The following is a 20,809-nucleotide window of genomic DNA, read 5'->3' as shown; positions in this document are numbered from 1 at the left end:
ACAAGCAGGCTCTACAGGATGTCTCCTCCGGATCGCCTGCTTGTCCACCCAGGGTTTTCCGGCGTCTGCAAACCGCTCCCAGGCGCCGGGAAGCCCTTCAATAATAAAGGCGGATTCTCATGAAAATAGCGTATGTTCGTTGTTACGGCTTTTCGGAAAAAACCTGGCGTAAAGCAGCCAAGGCCCTGGCGCCTTCAGGCCTGACATTGCGGTTATTTATGCAAAGGCCCGGTGCAGCCGAGGCCGTCAGGGAATTTGCGCCGGACATGGTCATAGCGGATCTTTCCGCCAGTCTCCCTGAGTACGCTGCAATCCGGGAGCAAATTCAAACCGCCCTCCACAGGATCGCCGTGGGCATGGAGGCGGACCCGGCCTTTTCCACGTTTAGTGAGGAGGAAGCCGCCGCATTCCAACGTTATATAGAGCATCTTTCCGCCAAAAATTACGAACAAGGAGTTCGGTTTCTAGGCCATTGCGCCGGGTCGGATATATCTTACGAACCTGTACAGGCGGTTCGAACCTATGGAATATACCACCCGGAGTCTGAAAAAACGTTCACGGATCTCTCCCAATACCTGGAATGGTCGCAATCCAGGGGGCGGTCCCCGCAAAATAACGCGGCGGGCGTGCTTTGCTACTACGGCCAGATTGTGGAGGACAACAAGGACGATATCGACGCCGTGATTCCGGAGTTGGAAAAGCAGGGGCTTTTTCCCGTGTGCGTGTATTGCGAAGGCCCCGGGGACGGAGCTCTGCCGGAAAAAGACCGGTATCCCTGGCTGGACTATTTCCAGGATGAAAAGGCGCCTGTACAGGTGATTCTCAATCTCCTGGCCGGCAGGCTTCTTTCCAAAGCCGAGGACTACCCCGTTCTAAGCAGGCTTAACGTTCCGGTCATGCAGCTTTTACGCAACCACCAGCGCACCCCGAAGGAATGGTTGAACGATCCGGAAGGCATGCCGTCCTTTTCCATCGGATACGGACTGGCCCAGCCTGAAATGGCCGGCGCCATCGAGCCCATCATGGTCGCCGGCGCCGATGCGACGGCCCCGGACGCCGACCCTCACGGAGGACGCAAATACATTCCCATCCCGGAACGTGTGGAAGCGGCCTGCAAAAGGGCGGCGCGCTGGACGGTCCTGCGTAACAAATCCAACCAGGATAAAAAGCTGACCATCGTACTGCACAACGCGCCCTGCAAAGGCGTGGAAGCCACCGTGGGCGTCGCCGTGGGCCTGGATGTGTTTGAAAGCCTCGCGGCGGTCATCAAAGAGCTTAAGGCGGCCGGTTACGACGTAGGGGACTGCCCGGAAACCGGACAGGAAATCCTGGACGCCATCATGGAAAAAAAGGCCATCAGCGAATTCCGATGGACCACGGTGGACGAAATCGTCAACAAGGGCGGCGCCCTGTATATGATGGACCAATGGGATTACGGAGCATGGTTCGACATCCTGCCGGACTCCATCCGCAAACGGGTTAACGAAGCCTGGGACCGTTTTCCGGGTGAAGGCATGGTCTATGACGGACAAATCGTCATTACCGGGCTGGAATACGGGAACCTGAAAATCATGCTTCAGCCCAAAAGAGGCTGCTACGGCGCCAAGTGCAACGGCGAGGTGTGCCGCATCCTGCACGACCCGGAAATCCCGCCGCCCCACAATTTTCTGGCGACCTATCATTTTATCGAACGCACGTCCGACGCCGTCATCCATTTCGGCACGGAAGGCGCCCTGGAGTATCTTCCGGGCAAGCGGGCCGCCATGTCCCATCTTTGCTATTCCGATATTTGCCTGAACCAGATTCCCAACGCCTATGTGTATTCCATGGACGTCACGGGAGAGGGGATAATCGCCAAGCGCAGGGCTCGGGCCGTTCTGGTGGATCACCTGACTCCTCCTTACCTTCCCGCTCCCCTGGGCGATAAAATGCGGGACCTGGAGGATTTGCTCGTTCAATACCAAAAAGCCGAGGCCTCCCGGGACGAAGCCCGCCGCGCCCGCCTGGAAAAAGATATGACGCCCCTCATGGATAGCCTTGGCATGCTCAATAAAAACGGCTCAAACGGGTTTAAGAAAGCCTTGCCTCTGGTTTCCCGGCATATCCAAAGAGCGCGTGAGACCCTCATGCCTAACGGCATGCATGTTCTGGGTCGAAACCCCAACGAGGAGGACACGGCCCTGTACCTGGATTCCATCCGCCAGGGCGGCAAAGGCGCGGTTTTTGACGAGCCCCATACCGCAGCCTTACTGGCCCAGTCTCATAGGGAGCTGGAATACCTGCTTAAAACCTTAAACGGAGAATACGTGGAGCCGGGACTTTCCGCCTCGCTGCTCAAGGGAAAGACCGAGGCCCTGCCAACGGGCCGGAATTTTTTCGCCACGGACGTGGAAGCGGTCCCCACGGCGGCGGCCTGGGAAGTGGGCAAGGAACTGGCTGACGGTCTGCTTCTGAAATATTACGAGGAGGAAGGGAGTTTTTGCGAAAACGTGGGCGTGAGCCTGTGGAGTTCGGACGCGTTCAAGTGCGACGGCGAGGTCTTCGCCCAAATCCTCTACCTCATGGGCGTCATGCCCAAATGGAGCTATTCCGGCAGGCTGGAAGGCCTGGCCGTACTAAGCCTGGAGTCCCTGGTTCTGGAGCTTTCAAACGGAAAAACAATTCCCCGCCCCAGGGTGGACGTGACCATTCAGACCTCGGGCATTGTCCGGGACCTGGTTCCCAATTTCTGTAAGTGGACGGACAAAGCCGTGCAAATGGCCGCCGCCTTGGATGAACCCCTGGAAAGAAATTTCATCCGCAAGCATGTGCAGGAGGAAATGGAGGAAATGTCCCAATCCCTGGACGAGGCCCTGGATGACTCCGCCATGTTCCGGAAGGCGACTTTCCGGGTGTTTTCCTCCGCGCCCGGAACTTATGGCATCGGCGTGGGCCTGGCCGTGGACGCCAGCGCCTGGACCGATGAAAAAGATCTCGCCGAAGCCTATATCAACTGGGGCGGTCACGCTTACGGCGACCTGCAAGGCAGCCGGGCAGCCCACAATATGCTGGCAAAACGCCTGAAAAGCCTGGACGTGGCTTATATGCGCCAATTCTCCCGGGAATACGACCTGCTCGACTGCGGATGCTACGCCAGCTTCCAGGGCGGCATGGCGGCCTCGGCGCGAGGCCTGGGCGGCAAACAGCCCAAAACGCTGTGGGCCGACGACGGATTTTCCGGCAAGGCCCAGGTGGTGGATTTCAAGGAGGAACTGGAGCGTTCCGCCCGGGCCAAGCTCTTTAACCGCCACTGGATCGACGCCATGAAAAGGCACGGATACAAAGGCGCCTCCAGCGTGTCCGGCCGGGTGAACAATCTCTTCAGGTGGAGCGCGACCAGCGGCGAGGTGGGCTCCTGGATGTTCGACTCTGTGGTGGATACCTATATAAACAACCCAGAGAACGCGGCATGGTTAAAGGAAAACAATCCCTACGCCATGGAGGAAATTACGCGCCGTTTGCTGGAAGCCCATTCCCGGGGATTATGGGATGCGGACGAAGACCGGTTGAACGCAGTCCGGGAGCAGGCCTTGGAAATCGAAGGGGACATGGAGGAAATAATGGGGGATGTCGAGGGAGAATTCCAGGGCGGCGAGGTGACGGTTATGACCGCAGACGACGTGGAAAAGTGGGATTATGCATGGAAACTGACAAGCCGGTAATGGTGCGATTGGATAAGGTCTCCTTTCGCTACCCTTCGGGAGACAAAAACAGCCTGGACGCCGTATCAGCCTCCATCCGAAAACAGGAGTGCGTCCTTGTCGCCGGACCTACTGGCTGCGGCAAAAGCACGCTGTTGAAGGCTGTCAGCGGCATCATCCCCCACGCATCCTCCGGGATTATGCAAGGAGAGGTTTGGGTGGAAGGCGTTAATTCCGGTCAGTCAACCCTGCCCGAAATGGCGAAAAAGGCCGGCCTGGTTTTTCAAAGCCCGGACGATCAGTTGTTTTGCGAATACGTGGAGGACGAACTGGCCTTTGGCCTGGAAAATATAGGCGTGGATCCCCGGCATATTCCCGATTTGGTTTCCCAGGCCCTGGCCCGCGTGGGCCTGGAGGGCTTTGGTTCCGTCAAAATCCAAACCCTTTCCGGCGGCCAAAAGCAAAGGGTGGCCATAGCCGCCCAACTGGCCATGGGCGCCCCGATCCTGGCTTTGGACGAGCCCATCAGCCAGTTGGATCCGGCGGGCGCCAGGGACGTGCTTGGATGTTTGCAATCCCTCAGGGAGGAAGGCCTGACCATCATCCTTGTGGAGCACAGGCTTTCCGAGGCCTTGCGGATCGCCTCCCGCGTTCTGATTATGGACAAAGGAAAACTGGTCCTGGACTTTTCGCCCGATGCAATCGGCGGTTATCAGGATCAATTGACGAAACTCGGCCTGGAAATTCCAGCCGGCGTTCGTTTGGGAGCTTGCTTAAACATACAATCCAAATCAATCCCCTCTGTGGAAGATATTATGAATAGCGCGGTCTTCCCGCTTTTGCCCCTGAATTCCCATCACATATCCCTTGTAAGGGCTGAACGGGAAGCCGCGCCATTTATTGAGGTAAAAAACCTCTGCTACACGTACCCCAAAACCCGTGAGCCCGTACTAAAAGACGTCTCCTTTTCCCTGGAAAAAGGGGAGGCTTTAGCCGTTATGGGAAGAAACGGGTCCGGCAAGTCCACCTTGCTAAGCGTCCTGGCGGGCCTTCTTAAGCCCGATTCCGGCGAAGTCCTGATGAACGGCCGGCCTTTGGGGAAAAAGCGCGGCCGCAAAGCCCTCCTGGGCAGGGAGATCGGCATGGTTTTTCAAAATCCGGACCTGCTTCTAATCCAGGACAGCGTCACGGAAGAAATCGCCCAGGGCCTCTTGCAAAAAGGCGTCCCCAAAAAACAGGCCTGGCGGGAGGCCATGGAATTCCTAAGGGTTTTCGGCCTGGAAAAACTGGCTTCCATGCCGCCCTGGTCCTGCTCCCGCGGGCAACGGCTGCAAGTGAGCCTGGCGGCAGCCCTATCCCCGGGACCGCGTGTGCTGTTGCTGGACGAGCCCACCACCGGCCAGAACAAACGAAATATCTTCAACATGGCGGGATTGCTTCAAAAATCAAAGACCTTGCGATCCATTATTTTTTGCTCGCACGACCTGAGCGCTGTGTGCGCTTACGCCGCAAAACTGGTCCTTCTGGACCAAGGAAGGGTGATTGCCCGCGGGCCGGTAAAAGAGGTGCTCGGCGCCCGGGATCTGCTGGACCGGGCGGGCGTCGTCCCCCATTTCGCCTTGGAGCTGTCCTTTGCGACCAAAACGGCGCCGCCCCTGGTTACGGCCGGGGAATGGATGGATCGATTCCAATCAGGTAAGGAAGCGCAAAATTGAATTTTCCAAATAATAAAATAGTTATACGATTGTTATCCGTATGTTGCCTCGTTTTGATTCTTTGCACAGGGTGCAGCAGGGAGCCCGCCCCCCAGCCCGACGTCTTGTTTGTAAGGGAGGGCTTGGCCGTTTCCTCTCCTGACCTGGAAAGGCTATCCGTCACCGGTCCAAATGGGGGGCTGGAGTTTACTTCCCCCTTTTCGAAGGGGTTTCGCACAGCCGGGGGAAATATTGTTCTGCCTTTTGAGTGGAAGCCGGGAGCATTGTACCGGATAAAAGGAAAGACGCCCCTGGGAGAGTTTTCCTTGGATCTGGGCGCGCCCCAACTTCCGGCGCCTCTTTTGGTTGCGGAAATCCCATTGGAGAAAATGAAGGATTTTCAAGGCCAGGGCGCCAACCCGGACACCTGCCTCAAGTTTTCGCCTGACGAAAAGTATCTGGCCATAGGCTGCTTCTTCGGGCGCCTGCGGGTTGTCGAGGTGCAAACGGGAAATGTGATCCTGGAAAAACGGGTGGCCGAAGGCATGGTTAAAAGGATTTGCTGGAGAAAAAAGCTGAACGGCTGGACTTTATACGTGGGCGAGCAGAGCCCGGACAGCTTTATCTACGCCATGGACGCCATGACCGGCGATGTCCAATGGAAATGCCGGCTGGCCGATGACCTTGGCTCCTCCAGCCCGGACAGCGGTGAATACAGTTTCCGCATATACAATTTTCCCGGGCCCTATTTCATGAAAATCCTGCCTGACGGAGACCTTCTCGTAATCGGACTTCACGGCCGGTACAAAGGCGAGGATTTCATATACGATTCCAGGGTCTACCTTCTGGACGGAGATACGGGAAAGCCCAATTGGGCATGGCCCGAAGGTCAAAACCTGCCCTATGGAATCACCTGGGCCGGCGCCTCGGAAAACGGAAAAACCCTGGCCCTGATGACGGACACCTGGGCGGCCGCCAAAACCCGGCCCTCCCCCTATAAAAACAGCGCCCTATACTGCCTGAAGGGAGATACCGGCGCCGTGCAGTGGGATTACTCCCCCCCGCCCCTGGAGCCCTACTACAACATGGTTTCCGCCTGGCAAGGCATAGCTGTCTCCCGGGACGGACAATATGTGGGATTGGGTTTGAACGACGGCAGGGGCATGCTGTTTAAAACGCAACAGGATGAAAACCGGCCCGTGACCCCGTTGTGGGTGAAAAACATAGGAACTCCGGTCATGAACGGAAATATTCCCGTGGCTTCTTCCATCGCCTATGCGGAAATTGCGGGAGAAGCCATATTGTTCGGCCTGCCGGGAACCACCATCCCGCCCAACACGGCTTCAGGAAGCAGTAAAAGCAAGCCCGCGCCCCACCCCCGCAGCCATTCAGTCTGCGCCTTCACCCTGGCGGGAGAGCCTTTGTGGGAATGGCAATGCAGCGCGTCCGTCCAGGGAGTTTTCCCCTCCGACGACGGAAGGTGGGTCGCGGTAGGCATTACGGATGACAGGGCTGCGGCCAACCCTGATGAATTCGGCATGGCGCTGTTTGACGCCAGCCGGGCCGTTCACAACCAAAATCCCATGGTCTATCGATACTTTACCGAGGGATGCGTCTTTTTTATGGGCGACGCCTCCCGGTCGGGCCGTTATACAGCCATTACGGAATATCCCTATTCCCCGGACGAAGGCAAAACCTTGATCGGGGAGTACCGGGTTCATATTGTGCACTGAGGAGCCATGCCGCATAGCCTTAAATTGATTCTTGCCGCGGCATTGTGCCTGCTGGCGCTTCCGGCGTGCAAGGCCCGCAATAATGGCGGGCCGGACGCAGCGCCGGACGTGGAGTTCACCCGGCAGGGCCTGACCCTGCAATTTGAAAACCCGGTCCCGGTCTCCATGGTGGAGGTTCTGGACTCCCAGGGAGGCGTTGTGCTGCGTCAGCGCTTTCAAGGCAGGCCGAAAAAATCCCTGAGCCTGCCCATGTCCTGGGAGCCCCAGGCTCTGTACACCGTGCAAACAGGCTTGAAAGAGGGCGCGGTCAAAACCAGTGTCCGGGCGCCCCGGGAGCTGTTGCAGGGCGCCGCCGTGCATTTCGCCGTTCCCTATTCCGGGCGCGAAACGCCTTTTTCCCTGAAAGGCCTGGAGGAGTCCGGGGAAAAAGCCAGCTCCGCCGTGCAAGGCGCCGCCGTAACTGGCGGCTTGATCTTGCGCCATTACGGCCATGTTCCGGCCGACTACGCCATGACCATAAGCCTTCCCGGCGAACTGGCCCTGCTTGAACTCCCCCAAAACGCCAAGGTTGTTGAGGAAGAAGACGGCCGCACGCTTCACTTGCATGCGCGCATGGAGGCGTACAGCCAACTTGCCTATTTTGTGTTCCGGGTCATGGCCGAGGGAAACGCCCCCGTCACATGCCGGGCCAGAGTGGTCAGGAAGGATGGCGCCGGCGAGTCCGTGTACACCCGGGTTGTGGTTCTATCGCCCATCCCCATGAAGGAATTCCGCCGCCGGGTGCAGGCGGCCAACGCCCAGGCGCCTGTCTCGGCCAAGGGCCTGTTTGACGCTAAAAACCAGCCCGATACCTTGTTTTTTGGAACAAAAATCTTCCGGCAGCTGGGCCGAATTCTGGGAACGACTCCCCCGCCCCAAAACAATTTCGCCCCGTACACGCACCAGGCTGTTTCTCTTTTTAACTCCGGAAAGGAAGAATTGTCCGTGCTGGTTACGTCCCGGATTGTCGCCCACCAAACGGACAGGACGCCCGAAGCCTTTTATCCTCCCGACCGCTTCACCGGCAAGTTAAAGGACCAAAGCGCGGCTGTTTCTGCGACCCTGCCGCCCCAACAATCCACGACCGTAATCATCCCGATTTTTATAAACGGAACCCCTAATCCGGGGATCTACGACCGGAAAATCAGCATATATCCCATGGGCGCCAGCCTGCCCGTCCACGAGATTGTCAGGCCTTTGTACGTGACGGGAACCAACCTGATTGCTGCGTGCGTGGTGTGCGGCTCTCTGATTCTGAGCCTGGGCGGACTGATATTTTTCGTCCTGAACTTTAAAAAACTGATTGCAAGCGCTTCGGAGCAGGACCTGGTGGTGATTTCCTTTTTCGGGGCCGTGACCTTTGCGGGCGTCAACGTTCCTTTGCGGATTTTCAATTCGGTCATCACGGCTTTATTCGGCCCCTTTGCGGTTCTTGTGCTGGGCTTTTTCAACGACCTCGTTTACTTCTCCATGCTCATCGCCCTGTTGCGATTGATACCCAGGCCCGGGGTGGCCACCCTGACCTACCTGGTCCGGTATTTGCTGGCGGGCATGATGCTTGGCGGCTTCCATGTCCTGGACTTCCTGTACATGGGAACCGCCCTGGTGCTGAAGGAAAGCGCCTTGTACGCCTCGGGAATCACCCGCAAGGGCGATCAATTTGAATGGACCTGGTTCAACACCCTGGCAGCCGCGTTGCTGTTGGGCGCCGCGGACGCCTTGCTCAACGCTTCCAGCGTGTATTTGCACGTGATTTTCTACCGATTGTATTTCGCCCGGTGGTACATTTTTTTATCCATTTTGTTCAACGGATTCGTATACACGGGCATTGGGGTGTATTTCGGCAAACGCTTTTCCAACACCCTTAAGATGGTGCAGGAATGAACGGTTCAACATCAACAAACAAAGCACAGGGAAAGCCCGGCGTTTTAACCCGCATTGACCCGCGAGCCAGGATTTTGCTCCTGCTTTACTCCAGCGTGCTTTCCGTGCTGCTGGATTCCTTGTTTTCCCTGTGCGCCATGGGCGCCTTGTGTCTGCTGGCCGCCCTGTGCTCGGGGCTGTCGGCCAGACAACTGGCATGGCTGGTTTTCGGTGCGGCCCTGGTCACCTGGGGAACCATGTTCTCCCAGGCAATATTCTATTACGGGGAGCCGCGCACCGTGCTGCTTAACCTGGTGGAGCCGGACAATCTCCTGCTTGGCTGGCTGACCGGGGAAATGAACGTGTACCGGGAGGGATTTCGCCACGGGGCGATTCAGTCCCTGCGCTTTACCTCTATGATGATGCTGGGCCTGGCCCTGTGCTGGAGCACGGACGCCCGAAGCCTGATGCAGGGGCTTTTAGGAGTCGGAACGCCTTATGTTCTGGCTTTTATGTCCGTCACTGCGCTTCGGTTTCTTCCGGGGATCATGCAGGAGGCGTCTACGGTCCGGCGGGCCTGGCAGGTGCGGGGAATGCGCGTGTTCTCCCCTAATCCGTTTACGCTGGCCTCCAACTGGATCATGTTCGTGAGGCCGGTGATCGTCAACGGATACCGGCGCTCGGTCATCCTGGCCCTTTCGTTGCAGTCCCGGGCCTTTTCCCCGGCCAACAACCAAAGCCGCCGGTACATCCCACCCATGCCTTTTGGGGCGCGTTTGTTCAGTTGGCTGGGATTCTGGGCGGTGGCGTGCATCCTGTGCATGAAGACGTTCTACTGGCTGTATCTGGGAGGCCTGTACTACAACTCCTCCCTGCGCAATATTTACATGATTTGCAGGCATTATATTTAATTCCGGAGGTTTGAATGCTGAAATCCAGGCCTTACATTTAAAAAGCGCCCAAGGTAAAATCACGGAATGGACAGTCTCGACCTTTGAACAGGCTTTGATGAATTAAACAAACACGGGGCGCCGGTTATTGTATACTTGTGGGGAGCGCACGACTTGAAAAAGCGCTTCGACCATGCCGTCTCGCTGGGCGCTTTGGGGGTAAGCTGCGATAACCCATTGGAACTGCTGCCTTATGTCCGGCCCTTGCCGGCGGAAAAGTAGAGCGGCTGCAACCATGAATGCAGGGAAAGGACAATCATGACTCACGCTTTAAGAATCGGGCTGATTCACCTGAATGTACAATATAAAGAGCCGGAACAAAACCGGGCCGCTTTGGTTGAACTGAACCGCAAGGCGGCGGACCATGGCGCTAAAATCATCGTGAATACGGAGATGGGGGTGTCCGGGTACTCATTCACCGGCCGGCAGGACGTCTTTCCCTTGGCCGAGCCCCTGTCAGGCCCTAGTGTTTCAGCATTGGCCCCCATCGCACGGGAAAACCAGGCCTATATTGTGGTCGGCATGCCTGAAAAGGACGAAAGCACAGGCATTATGTACAACAGCGCCGTGGTGATCGGGCCGGAAGGACAAGTGGTTTGCACTTATCGCAAGGTAAACGGCGAGGCCCGTTGGGCCTGCCCTGGGTCCGGAAGCCAAAACCCGGTTTTTAAAACGCCCTGGGGCAAGGTGGGCGTTTTGATTTGCTCGGACACCTATTACGGCCTCATGCCCCGCACTTTGGCCTTGCAAGGCGCGGACCTGGTTGTCGTCCCGGCTAACTGGCCTCCTTCCGGCATGGACCCGGTGGACCTCTGGCGGCTTCGGGCTCTGGAAAACGGATTCGCCATGGCGGTCTGCAATCGCACCGGCCAGGATCGGCTCATGGATTGCGCGGACGCCCAATCCTGCCTCATTGACCATAACGGCAAGGCGCTTTTAGTGGAGTCCAGCCAGGATTCCGCCGTATTTATCGCGGATCTCCCCTTGCTGGAGAACGGCAAACTGCCTTCCAGCCGCAGACGTAAAATCATGGATCAACGAAAGCCGGAATATTACGGAGAAATCTACCTGGATCTCAGGATGATCCCGGACCAGACCGACTGGTTAGGCCTGCCCAAGTCCGGAGAAATCAAAATTTTCGCCCTCATTGGCGGCGACATTCCAGGCCTTATGAAATCCGTATTAAAGGACGGCGACGATGCGCCCCGACTGGCTGTTTTGCCGAAAAACTTCACGGCCGGCAACCCGGTTGGAGTTCTGGAAAGCCTGGCCAATACACATAACATCGCCGCGGCCGCCCTGTTGCAGGAAAACGGAGGGCCGGCCATGGCGGTCCTGGCCGAACCGGGAAAAATAACCCGAATAGCCCCATTTTCCGGCGCAGCGCAAAATCCTAATGAACCCTTGCAAACCGTGGATTTCGGCCCGCTCAGGATAGCCTTTTTGGAAAAGGAGGCTCTAAGACACCCCGAGGTTTCGGTTTCCCTGGCCAAGCAGGGCTGCGACCTGGTTGTGGTTTCCGAGGAGTGCTTTACTCCTGACGATCACATGCTTATGGGCGGCAGGACGTTGGACCGCCTGGCGCTGGTTTGCAGCTCCAATGACCAATCCGGGGTTATCCTCCCGCCGGAAGGCCACGGCCCCTGGACGGTCGCTCCCCAGGATAAAACCGGGGCCGCCTCCATAGTTTTGGATACAGCCAGCTTGCGGACCAAGCGATTTCAGGAACGAATCAATTACTCTATTTTATTGAAAAAACATAACCATCAGGAAGAATAATAATGAACACTCCAATCATATTGGCGGCATTCGGAACATCCACGCGCGCCATGGCCGCGTACGACGATATTGACGCTTATTACAAAAAAACCTTCCCCGGCCACGACATCCACTGGGCCTTCACCTCCCGGATGGTGGCTTCCAAGGTGCGTAAAAAGGCGGGCCGGGAGGTTTTGCATCCCTACCAGGTTTTCGACCTGTTGCACCAGGCCGGTCATGAATGGGCGGTGCTGCAATCGTTGCACCTCACTTGCGGCCACGAGTTCTATCGGCTGGTGGACGACGCAAGAACCGGCCCTATCCGGGTTTCCATGGGCCTGCCGCTGCTGTCCTCGCCCGAGGATTGCATGGAAGTCTCTGAAATTCTTGAGCCTCTTTTTCAAGGCCCGGAAGATCAGGCCGTGGTCCTGGTGGGCCACGGCACGGACCATCCGGCCTGGAGCATGTACACGGCCATGGCCAGCGTCTTAAAAAAGACCTACGGCGAAAAAGCCTTTGTGGGCGTTGTGGAGGAAGGCATTCCCGAGCAGGAGGACGTGGTTCAGGAAGTCAGGGACAAGGGTTTCAAACGTGTGCTGCTGGCGCCCTTCATGCTCGTTTCCGGAGTGCATTTTGAGGAGGACCTGGCGGGCGAGGAGGATTCGTGGAAGTCAGCCTTTGAAGAGCAGGGACTCCAGGTGGAGTTGCATGCCCAGGGCCTGGGCCAAAATCCCAAAGTGGCGTCCCTGTTTACCCGTCACACCATGGGCGCCCTGGATATGGTTCAACCTTCTTAAAAAAAGCAATCAAGGGGAGGGCGGCTTTCTTTTTATAGCCGCCCCCCCAGCTTATCCATTCTGGATCGCAAAGCGCCTGATTTCAGGACCAAAATTTCGGCAGCGCCGTCCTTCAATACAGCACCCGGACTCTTTTGCGTCTTGTTTCCAGGATTTTCCAATGCACGATGGGGGCGTTGAAAATCTCATCCCTGGGAATGTTGATTAAAGCGCAATCGCCTTTGGCTGAAAAAACCGGGTTTTCAAAATTCTCTTTCGTATGAAAATGTTCGCCGAAAAAATCCCCCGCCTTGAGTTCGCCTTTGACGCCTCCGGCGCCGTTGGTTACGGTTACCCCTCCTTGTTCAATCAGGCAGAGGCCCGCATCCGAACATAAATCGATTTGCGCCCCATCCAGAAGATAGGTGGTTTCAACCTGCTTGGAAAGACGGTCGAGAAAGGAAAACGATGTGTTTTCCCCGAACAGCCAGGTGCGGCGGAGAAACTGGATTTTCTTCAAGCGCTCGGCGAAATCCTCCATAATTCCGTTATTCTTTAAAAAAGTCCTGAAAAGCCGCCTGTGGATATGCAGCGAAGACCCATGGGAGGCAGCCCGGTAGGTTCCTGCGGTTCTGGCGTCTTTTTCAAAAACCTGCTTCAGTCCAATAAACGAGCCGAACCCCAGTTGATTGCTTATGCCAAGCTCGGAGTCCACAAACAATACGGCGCCCGCCAACAGCATGCGGACAACATCGGCGTCCTGGCCTTTTTTGGTGAGAATGGCGCCTGCGTTGTGGTCCACAATGGGCCCGTTCATCAACATGCGGATTTCGTCCTCGGAAGACTCGGGAAACATCTCCCTTAAATAATCGAAAATCTTTTGCTGCAAATGCCCCTGTTCCCCGGCAATCAAAACGTCCACCGCCCCGAACGAAGCCTCGGACCCGATTTCCATTTCCTCCGGGGTCAGGTCCCGTTCCAGATGGGCGAGTATCAGGCGTTCCGAGTCGTCATCCATGAAATCAGAGGCCACGCCGTGGATCATGCCGCCCCCTATGTCGAGCTTTTTAATTGCCGCGGGAATCATGTAACTCTTCTTGACGGCTTCCGCAAAATCAGGCGAAACGTCTTCCGGCCCTTCACCGGTCATTTTATCCAGGACCTCGAAGGAGGTCAGGTCGGCCCAATGGGCGTAGGTGCGGTGTCCGTTCCAGTCCAGCGCCCGGAATAAAAACAAGTTGTTCTCCACCGGATGGGGGGAGTATAAAGGCTTTACCTCCAAACCGCCGATTTTATTCCATGTATCAAATTCCAAATCGTGAATGTCAAAAAACTGTTCAAACTTTTCCTCGGGCAATGAGGTCAGGGCGGCAAATTTTTTGGCCACGGCGGTGCGCACCAGGGGCGTGGCGAAATACTTCAAGCGCCGGTCCGTGTGCACAAGGTCGGGCAGGCCGGCAAAGTGATCGTCGTGGGAATGGGTGTGAAAAATGCCCTCCACCTCGCTGATGTCAATGCCCAGGGCAGAGAGGCCGTTCATGACGCTGGGCGGGGCGTCCACCAGATATATGCGGCCCTGAAACATGAGCACGCTGCTCATACTGGGCTTTTTGGTGTTCCAGCCGTCGCCTTCGCCGGTGTGCAGCACGGAAAAATAATGCCGCTGGAGGCGATGGCGCCCCAAGGGGTAGGGCGAGGGATAGTGGACGTCTTTGGGCAGATTCAGGTCAATGTCGGCAAATCGTTCACGGTAATGGAACCGAAACTGGTTAAACCCGATTCGCCGCACAAAAACGCCGTTGCGGATTTCCTGAAGAGTATCGTCGATCTCCAGGGTGTCCAGAAACTCGTAGGGCTTCTTGATCTTGCCGAATGCAAACTTCAGCTTCACGCGCATCATGGATTCCGCAAGGTCCTCATCTATCCCCGCGGCCATGATTTCCTCTTTGCTTAAAAGCCCGTAATTGCCATGGTGGATATACTCCATTTGGGCGCGAACCTGTTCCGCGGAGCCGATAAGCATGGGCTTGACGCCCGTGTTGTTAGGGTGGCCGGGAATCATCATGCCCTGGCGGTAAAGCATTTGCAAAACCGGAAACTCGGACAAATTGGCGAACTGGCCGTTTTGGACCAGCAAGTCGGACAGCAATATCACGTTGGGGCCGGTCTCGAAGTTCACTCCGTCCTTAAAGGCCGGGGCGTTCAGCCCTTTCAGCATCAGAAGCTTGACCACCTCGCCCGGACAGCCGCAAAGAATGCGCAAGTCCGCCTCGGGAACCTGCAGCCACAACACCCCGGGCGCCACCTGGATGGTCAACAGGTTGCCCATGGCGTCGCGCAGCTTTTTCTGGGATTTCACCAACTCGGCCGTGCGTTCCTTGACCTGCTGCTCCAAAAGCTGCTTTTGATTGGACATGGCCAGATGGGTTCGAATCCGGGCGGACAGCACGGCCGGCCTGAAAGGTTTGCGGATAAAATCCACCGCGCCCAGTTCAAAGCCCCTGGCCGTGTTTTCTTCGTCGTCCTTGGTGGTGAGAAAGATGACCGGGATGCTTTTCAGGGACTTGTCGCTTTTCAGCCGCCGGCAGACTTCAAACCCATCCATTTCGGGCATCATCACGTCCAGTAAAATCAAATCCGGGGGAGGATCGGCCTTGGCCCGCATCAAGGCCTCGGCGCCGTTCAAGGCGATTCTAACGTCATAATCACCGGACAAAAATTTCGTCAGAACGCTGATATGGATCTTTTCGTCATCAACGATAAGGATTTTCGCCTTGTCCTCGTCCATGGTCTCTCCCTAATGATTATCCATCATGCCCGGGTTCCGGCGCCGGCCAGGCGCCGCCTTTTTTTTGAACGTGTACAGGCATTATATCCTAAAGACGCCCATGCTGTCTTTCAGGATTCGTCCTTAATCACCACCAGGGTGATGTCGTCTTCAATAGCCGCGTCTTGACGGAAGGCGGTCAAGTCGTCCAAAACCGCTTGAATGATTCCCTCCGGTCCTAAATGAGCGCTCCGCCGGATGGACTCCCTAAAACGCTCCTTGCCGAACTGCTCTCTCCGGGGATTGCGGGCCTCCCAGATGCCGTCCGTAGCCAGAAGGATTATCTTACCCGGCCCCCAAGCCGTGGAATGATTTTCCTCATACCCCCATTGGCAGCGCACTCCCACGGCCAAGCCCTTGCCGCCCAACTCTTCAAAGGCGCCGGAGGCCGGATCGTACAACAAGGCGGGATCGTGCCCGGCTCTCACCCAGGTGAGCTTGTTTTTCCCGGCATCCAGTTCCAGGTAAAACAAGGTCATGAAAGCGCCGGACTGCTGGGTGTCGCGGCATAACAGCCTGTTCACGTCCTCCACGATGGCGGCCGGACCGCCTCCAAGAGAGGCCCGGCACCGGATCAAGGCCCGCGCGGTCGTCATGAACAGGGCCGAGGGGATGCCATGGTCGGAGACATCGCCCAGGGCGACAGCCATGCACTGTTCGCCCATGGAGTCAAAATGGATGAAATCGTAATAATCCCCGCCCGTCTCGTCGCAGTATACGCTCGTCCCGGCGATGTCGAGCCCCTGGAATTTAACGGAGTCCTGGGGCAAAAGGTTCTGCTGCACCTCCATGGCCAGGTTGATGGAGGTTTTCAAGCGCGCCCGCTCCTCCAGTTGCACAACCATGGTGTTGAAGTCACGGACCAGGGTTCCCATTTCGTCCCTGTATTTGGTCTCAAGATGGGGCGAGTAATCCCCCTGGGAAACCTTTTTCGCAGCGTCCGAAACCTCCTTGATGGATGCTACTGTTTTTGTAGTGACTATCCGGATTAATAGCAGGATGATGAAAAACTCCAGGGTTGCTCCGGCAATGTAATAGTTGCGGGACTTCAGGATCGGCGCCAGAACCTCTTCGCCCGGAGCGATCAGCACCAGGGTCCAGGGCGCCTCCCGAAGTTTGTAAAACCCGCTGAATTGCAAAGGATCCTCGCTGTAAATCAGCGTGCCGGACTCCTTGGCTTTCAACGCCTCAAGAGTTTTCAATTCCAAAGGATCGGCGGTTTCGTTAAGGGATTCCATGCTCGCGGACGGATTGCGGGCCAAAATTCGGCCCTGATTGTCCGCAAGGATGGCCCTGCCCGCTTTCCAGACCCCCTCAGCCTGCACGGCCTGAATCAGATGGCTCCATTCCATAACCACTTCCAGGGCGCCCACCGGCTCGTCGTTCTCATCCAGAAACTCGCTGGTCAATGAAACGGTCTTCCGCGACTCATCCGTGTCGAAAACAGGCGAAGCCACCTGGATGCCGCCCCTGCGGCGGATGGCCATTTCACTAAGGCGCTCCATGCGGCTGCCCGGGACGGAGGCCCGGCCCATCCTTCCCCGCATTTCCGAAGCGGCGCCCGCCTCTTGCAGATAGCCCTCGGATAGGCTGACATCCGCCCGGACCACGCCGTCCTGGCTTCGCAGCTGATCCAAAATGATCTTGTGCGTAAGCCAGGCGCCCGGTTTTCCCGAGGCCTCGGCGAATAGGTTGATAAGGGCTTTGGGCTCGTCAAAGCGCATGTCCACCTGATGGGCCGCGCGCTGAAGCTGCAAGGTCGCGGCCTCGGCCCAGAGGTTTTGCAAGTGATCGCTGGCCAGGAGGTAGCCCCCCCATCCCATGATCAATAGCAGCAGAGCCACGGGAACCAGCAAATAGGCCGTAATCCGGGAATTTATTTTCTTGAACTTGTACATAACCAGACTTTCCGGTCGGTTCCGAAAAAATGAATGAACACGCTTTTTTATTGGAATTATGGGCTGTAAAAGGCTGGGGTGTCAACGGGAAAGAGCATTGCTGCAACCGGAAGGGTAAGGCAGGGAGGCGCGACGGCCCCCCTGCAATTTAGCAAGCCTGATTAAGTTATATGCCGGCGCCATCCCCGCCGGAAGAAGGCGCGGAAGGCTAAGGCTCGTCCAACTCCCGGAAAAGCTGTTCCATCCAAGGGGCCATGACCGGGTTGTCTTCGCCGTGGAAAGACCGCAGATGGGGCTTGATGTCCAGCAACAGGCTTCCGTCCACCGCATCCATTCCCTTGACCTTGAGCACGTTGCCGCTCCGCTCCACCAATGGAACCACGGTGACCAATACGGGATTGGGCCTGGCCGGGCTTCTGGTGGCGAAAATGCCTTTCAAAGGCATGTCCTTGCGCCCCATGGGGTGGACTTTTTTCAGGTTCCTGCGCTCAGGGTCAATCAGGTGGGGCCAGTACAACACCATCACATGGGAAAAATCCTCAATGCCGTCCAAAAGCTCCTCCCATTCCGGGAAGACGACCAATTCGCTGACGGCGTCCTGGAGGCCCTTGTGGAACTCACGAATCGCCTCCATTTTACCGGCCAGCTCAATATCCGCGTCGTTCGCGTTCAAAATCGGCGTAGCAACGGAGCTCCGCACCTTGCCTATGGGTTTTAAGGTCATGTTCATTTCAGACGACATATGACTTTCTCCTTTCCAACAAAAAAATGGCCGAAGCATATCAAGGGCAACAAATCGGGCAAAACCCGGCGCCTAAAAAAAGGGCCGCAAAAGCCGTCTCCCTTTGTTCGGGAAGCCGGACCTTCGTGGCCCTTTTTTATTTTATAGTGGGTATATACCCCGCAGCTTGCCGAGCTGATACCTTGAAATAGCCCGTAGCTTGCTGCGGGGAGGTTCATTTTATTTCAACTGTTTAACGCGTCCGTTTTTCAGAGAAACGGCGTCTTATCAACTTGCGGCCTTTGCAAGGCGCATCAGCGGTTTCAACCGCTCTTATATTGGGCTTTACTCCCCAATTTTACCGGGTGTCAAGGGGCTATTTTTCCCGCTTAGTTCACCTGCCTCAGTTTTTCCTCCCAGAAAGGCGCGCGCAGGGCTTTTTTATCGATCTTGCCGATGATGGTCTTGGGCAGTTCATCCATGAAGATCACCTTTTTCGGCACGGCGTATTTGGAAACCTTGCCTTTACAGAACTGGATCAGTTCCTCTTCCACGGCGCCTTCCTCTGCGACCACGCAGGCCGTCACAGCCTCGCCCCAATGATCGTCCGGAATGCCTATCACAGACACGTCCTTGACCTGGGGATGATTGATCAGACAAGCTTCCACGTCCGCAGGGAATACATTCATGCCGCCGGTGATGACAAGGTCCTTTTTCCGATCCACAATGTAGACGTAGCCTTCGTCGTCCACCTTGCCCATGTCGCCGGTGTAAAGCCAGCCGTCCTTGAGGGTTTCCTTGGTGGCGTCCTCCAGGTTCAGGTATCCACTCATGACGTACGGCGCCTTGACCACAATCTCCCCCACCTGGCCCATGGGCAGTTCATTGCCGTCATCGTCCAGAATCTTCAAGGAGACCATGTGGTCCGGCTTGCCGCAGCTCTGGAGGATGGAAGGCTTCTCCAAGGCCCGCACGTGATCCTCCACGGTCAGGGTGGTGATCATGTTGGGGCATTCCACCAGGCCGTATTTCTGGTAGAAGATGCGGCCGAAACGCTCCATGGCTTCCTCCAGGCGGGAGGCGGCGATGGGCGCGGCGCCGTATCCGATGATACGCAGCGAGCTGGTGTCCACTTCCATGCCTTTGAGGATGTCCAGGAACACATATATAATGGTGGGCACCATCATGGTCATGGTGACCTTTTCCTTCTCAATCACTTCAAGGACCTTGAAGGGGTCGAAAACCATTTCAAAGCAAAAGCTGGTCCCCTTGACGCATCCTGCAAAAAGCAGCCAGCCCGTGGCATGGGACATGGGCGTCATGAGCAGGATTTTGTCCTTATGAGTCAGGGGCAGCCCCACCACATGGGCGATGACGTCAAAAAACAGGCCCCGCTGGCTGTGCAACACCCCCTTGGGCTTGCCCGTGGTGCCGCCCGTGTAGACGATCAGGGCGTCGTCCGCTTCGGACGCCGTGGGGCTCAAAGGCTCCTCGGAATTTTGAGCCAGAAAATCCTCCCATCCCGTCAGGCCGTCCCGGCTGGCTCCGCCCACCACCACGATTTGCTTTAACAAAGGCAGGTTTTTTTGCATGGCCAGGACCTTCTCAGCCATGCTTTCATGCACAAAGGCCATCTTTACGGAAGCGTCCTGCAATATGTGGGCTATATCCCCGGCAGCCACCATCATATTGGACGGAACCAGAGCGGCTCCGGATTTGTAAATCCCGAAATCCGCCAGCGCGTATTCCAGGCCGTTGGGTAGAATCACGGAAATACGGTCGTTGGCGCCAAGCCCCAAGGCCTTTATTCCATTGGCTATCCTATTGGATTTCTTGTCAAACTCCTTGTACAAAACCGCCCGGTCCTCCAGGTTGGTGAACAGCAGGTCCCAGTTCTTTTTTGCGGAATTGATAGCCAGCGCCTGAACCGTCGTGGTCTGGAAGTCATTCATACAGCCCCTCCCTCTGATGCACAATAAATGATGAATAAAAGTGATATGATTTACGGCAAGACCCCGGGGCGCGCGACAAAACATACCCCGGTATGATTTTAGGGTACGGCACTGAGACGATTTTGTCAATCTTTCTTGACGATTAACAGTAATTTTTGTACCTTGCCCTCCGAGCCAATACAAACTTGAGGGATCAGGGAATCTGCAACCCCTTGATCCGCAACCTGTTTGCTTCTTAACCTGCAATTGGAGAGGGGATTCATGTCCGGGGGAAAAATTGGTCGCCCAAGGGGCCGGTCCGGCAATACCAAACAAAAGATCTTTGAAACCGCCATACCCATGTTTATGAAAAAAGGGTATGACAATGTTTCCATTGACGATATTTGCGGTAAAATGGGTTTGACCAAAGGGGCTTTTTACGCCCATTACAAGTCCAAAGACCAATTGGTGGTGGAAAGGATTCTGGCGGCGGACTCCCATTATCGGGAGGAGATATTCCCGCGCCTTGCGGCCATGAATTCGGTTTCGGACAAGCTGAAGTTATTCTGCCATCTGGTTTTTGAGCATATGGAAATATTGGGAAAAAACGTTATAAGGACGGCCTATCTGATTCAGATCGGTCATAACGCCAAGCTGTCCGGCCAAATGACGGAAAAAAGGGAGTTGTACCGCATTGTGGAGGAATTGATACAAGAGGGCCAGGCCCGCCGGGAATTTCGGGAAAACTCGTCCTCCACGGATCTGACCCAGGTGGTTATGCATAATATCCGCGGCCTAATATACAACTGGTGCCTGCCGTCCAGCCAGTTCAGCCTATTGGAAGCCGGCGAGGAAATGACGGAGGTCTTGTGCTCCGGCCTGAAAGCATCCTGATTTTGTCGAACCATCAGGCATGAGCGGGAAAAGCGGCTTTTTTCA

The 20,809-nt window shown here is 56.2% G+C and carries 12 protein-coding genes; 8 read left to right on the top strand and 4 right to left on the bottom strand.

All coding sequences use genetic code 11. The features are described 5' to 3' along the window. The first annotated feature begins 119 nt into the window (after positions 1 to 119). The 7 genes from G491_RS0114345 (at position 120) to G491_RS0114310 (ending at position 12,514) form a co-directional block, all read left to right on the top strand. Positions 120 to 3,701: a cobaltochelatase subunit CobN gene (locus tag G491_RS0114345; RefSeq protein ID WP_028315080.1), complete on the top strand. Its 3,582-nt coding sequence runs from the start codon at positions 120 to 122 to the stop codon at positions 3,699 to 3,701. Further along, positions 3,680 to 5,395, top strand: a complete 1,716-nt coding sequence (locus G491_RS0114340) for an ABC transporter ATP-binding protein (protein ID WP_028315079.1) — start codon at positions 3,680 to 3,682, stop codon at positions 5,393 to 5,395. The genes G491_RS0114345 and G491_RS0114340 overlap by 22 nt, the downstream gene beginning before the upstream one ends. 263 nt (positions 5,396 to 5,658) lie before the next feature. After that, complete coding sequence (locus G491_RS0114335) at positions 5,659 to 7,107, top strand: WD40 repeat domain-containing protein (RefSeq protein WP_157468295.1); 1,449 nt, start codon at positions 5,659 to 5,661, stop codon at positions 7,105 to 7,107. A 6-nt stretch (positions 7,108 to 7,113) separates the two neighbouring features. Further along, positions 7,114 to 9,030 (top strand): hypothetical protein, encoded by a 1,917-nt coding sequence (locus tag G491_RS0114330; protein ID WP_028315077.1) that lies wholly within the window; start codon positions 7,114 to 7,116, stop codon positions 9,028 to 9,030. Continuing rightward, positions 9,027 to 9,920: an energy-coupling factor transporter transmembrane component T family protein gene (locus G491_RS0114325; RefSeq protein WP_028315076.1), complete on the top strand. Its 894-nt coding sequence runs from the start codon at positions 9,027 to 9,029 to the stop codon at positions 9,918 to 9,920. The genes G491_RS0114330 and G491_RS0114325 overlap by 4 nt, the downstream gene beginning before the upstream one ends. A 297-nt stretch (positions 9,921 to 10,217) precedes the next feature. Continuing rightward, positions 10,218 to 11,738, top strand: a complete 1,521-nt coding sequence (locus tag G491_RS33975; protein ID WP_051327271.1) for a carbon-nitrogen hydrolase family protein — start codon at positions 10,218 to 10,220, stop codon at positions 11,736 to 11,738. A 2-nt stretch (positions 11,739 to 11,740) separates the two neighbouring features. Continuing rightward, complete coding sequence (locus G491_RS0114310; protein ID WP_028315075.1) at positions 11,741 to 12,514, top strand: sirohydrochlorin cobaltochelatase; 774 nt, start codon at positions 11,741 to 11,743, stop codon at positions 12,512 to 12,514. A 112-nt stretch (positions 12,515 to 12,626) separates the two neighbouring features. Here G491_RS0114310 and G491_RS0114305 read toward each other — a convergent pair whose 3' ends face one another. The 4 genes from G491_RS0114305 to G491_RS0114285 form a co-directional block, all read right to left on the bottom strand. Further along, complete coding sequence (locus G491_RS0114305) at positions 12,627 to 15,281, bottom strand: response regulator (protein WP_084511524.1); 2,655 nt, start codon at positions 15,279 to 15,281, stop codon at positions 12,627 to 12,629. A 110-nt stretch (positions 15,282 to 15,391) separates the two neighbouring features. Continuing rightward, positions 15,392 to 17,218, bottom strand: a complete 1,827-nt coding sequence (locus tag G491_RS33970) for a SpoIIE family protein phosphatase (RefSeq protein WP_051327270.1) — start codon at positions 17,216 to 17,218, stop codon at positions 15,392 to 15,394. A 208-nt stretch (positions 17,219 to 17,426) separates the two neighbouring features. Further along, positions 17,427 to 17,960 carry a tRNA (N6-threonylcarbamoyladenosine(37)-N6)-methyltransferase TrmO gene (tsaA, locus tag G491_RS0114295; protein ID WP_028315073.1) on the bottom strand — a complete coding sequence of 178 codons (534 nt, stop codon included), beginning with the start codon at positions 17,958 to 17,960 and terminating at the stop codon, positions 17,427 to 17,429. 368 nt (positions 17,961 to 18,328) lie between these two features. Continuing rightward, positions 18,329 to 19,891: an AMP-binding protein gene (locus G491_RS0114285; protein WP_028315072.1), complete on the bottom strand. Its 1,563-nt coding sequence runs from the start codon at positions 19,889 to 19,891 to the stop codon at positions 18,329 to 18,331. A gap of 261 nt (positions 19,892 to 20,152) precedes the next feature. On the opposite strand from G491_RS0114285, the gene G491_RS0114280 reads away from it, so the two are divergent. Continuing rightward, a complete protein-coding gene (locus G491_RS0114280; RefSeq protein WP_015948809.1) occupies positions 20,153 to 20,764 on the top strand; it encodes a TetR/AcrR family transcriptional regulator in 612 nt (203 codons plus the stop codon). Positions 20,765 to 20,809 lie beyond the last annotated feature (45 nt).

The organism is Desulfatibacillum aliphaticivorans DSM 15576, from assembly GCF_000429905.1.
Classification (GTDB): domain Bacteria; phylum Desulfobacterota; class Desulfobacteria; order Desulfobacterales; family Desulfatibacillaceae; genus Desulfatibacillum; species Desulfatibacillum aliphaticivorans.
The sequence above is the reverse complement of the archived record's forward strand: the minus strand, read 5'-3'. Positions and strand labels throughout refer to the sequence as shown.

Excerpts from the sequence above, each read along its gene's own strand:
- G491_RS0114345 (WP_028315080.1), top strand. The coding sequence starts at position 120 with ATGAAAATAGCGTATGTTCGTTGTTACGGCTTTTCGGAAAAAACCTGG.
- G491_RS0114340 (WP_028315079.1), top strand. The coding sequence starts at position 3,680 with ATGGAAACTGACAAGCCGGTAATGGTGCGATTGGATAAGGTCTCCTTT.
- G491_RS0114330 (WP_028315077.1), top strand. The coding sequence starts at position 7,114 with ATGCCGCATAGCCTTAAATTGATTCTTGCCGCGGCATTGTGCCTGCTG.
- G491_RS0114325 (WP_028315076.1), top strand. The coding sequence starts at position 9,027 with ATGAACGGTTCAACATCAACAAACAAAGCACAGGGAAAGCCCGGCGTT.
- G491_RS33975 (WP_051327271.1), top strand. The coding sequence starts at position 10,218 with ATGACTCACGCTTTAAGAATCGGGCTGATTCACCTGAATGTACAATAT.
- G491_RS0114310 (WP_028315075.1), top strand. The coding sequence starts at position 11,741 with ATGAACACTCCAATCATATTGGCGGCATTCGGAACATCCACGCGCGCC.
- G491_RS0114305 (WP_084511524.1), bottom strand. The coding sequence starts at position 15,281 with ATGGACGAGGACAAGGCGAAAATCCTTATCGTTGATGACGAAAAGATC.
- G491_RS33970 (WP_051327270.1), bottom strand. The coding sequence starts at position 17,218 with ATGTACAAGTTCAAGAAAATAAATTCCCGGATTACGGCCTATTTGCTG.
- tsaA (WP_028315073.1), bottom strand. The coding sequence starts at position 17,960 with ATGTCGTCTGAAATGAACATGACCTTAAAACCCATAGGCAAGGTGCGG.
- G491_RS0114285 (WP_028315072.1), bottom strand. The coding sequence starts at position 19,891 with ATGAATGACTTCCAGACCACGACGGTTCAGGCGCTGGCTATCAATTCC.
- G491_RS0114280 (WP_015948809.1), top strand. The coding sequence starts at position 20,153 with ATGTCCGGGGGAAAAATTGGTCGCCCAAGGGGCCGGTCCGGCAATACC.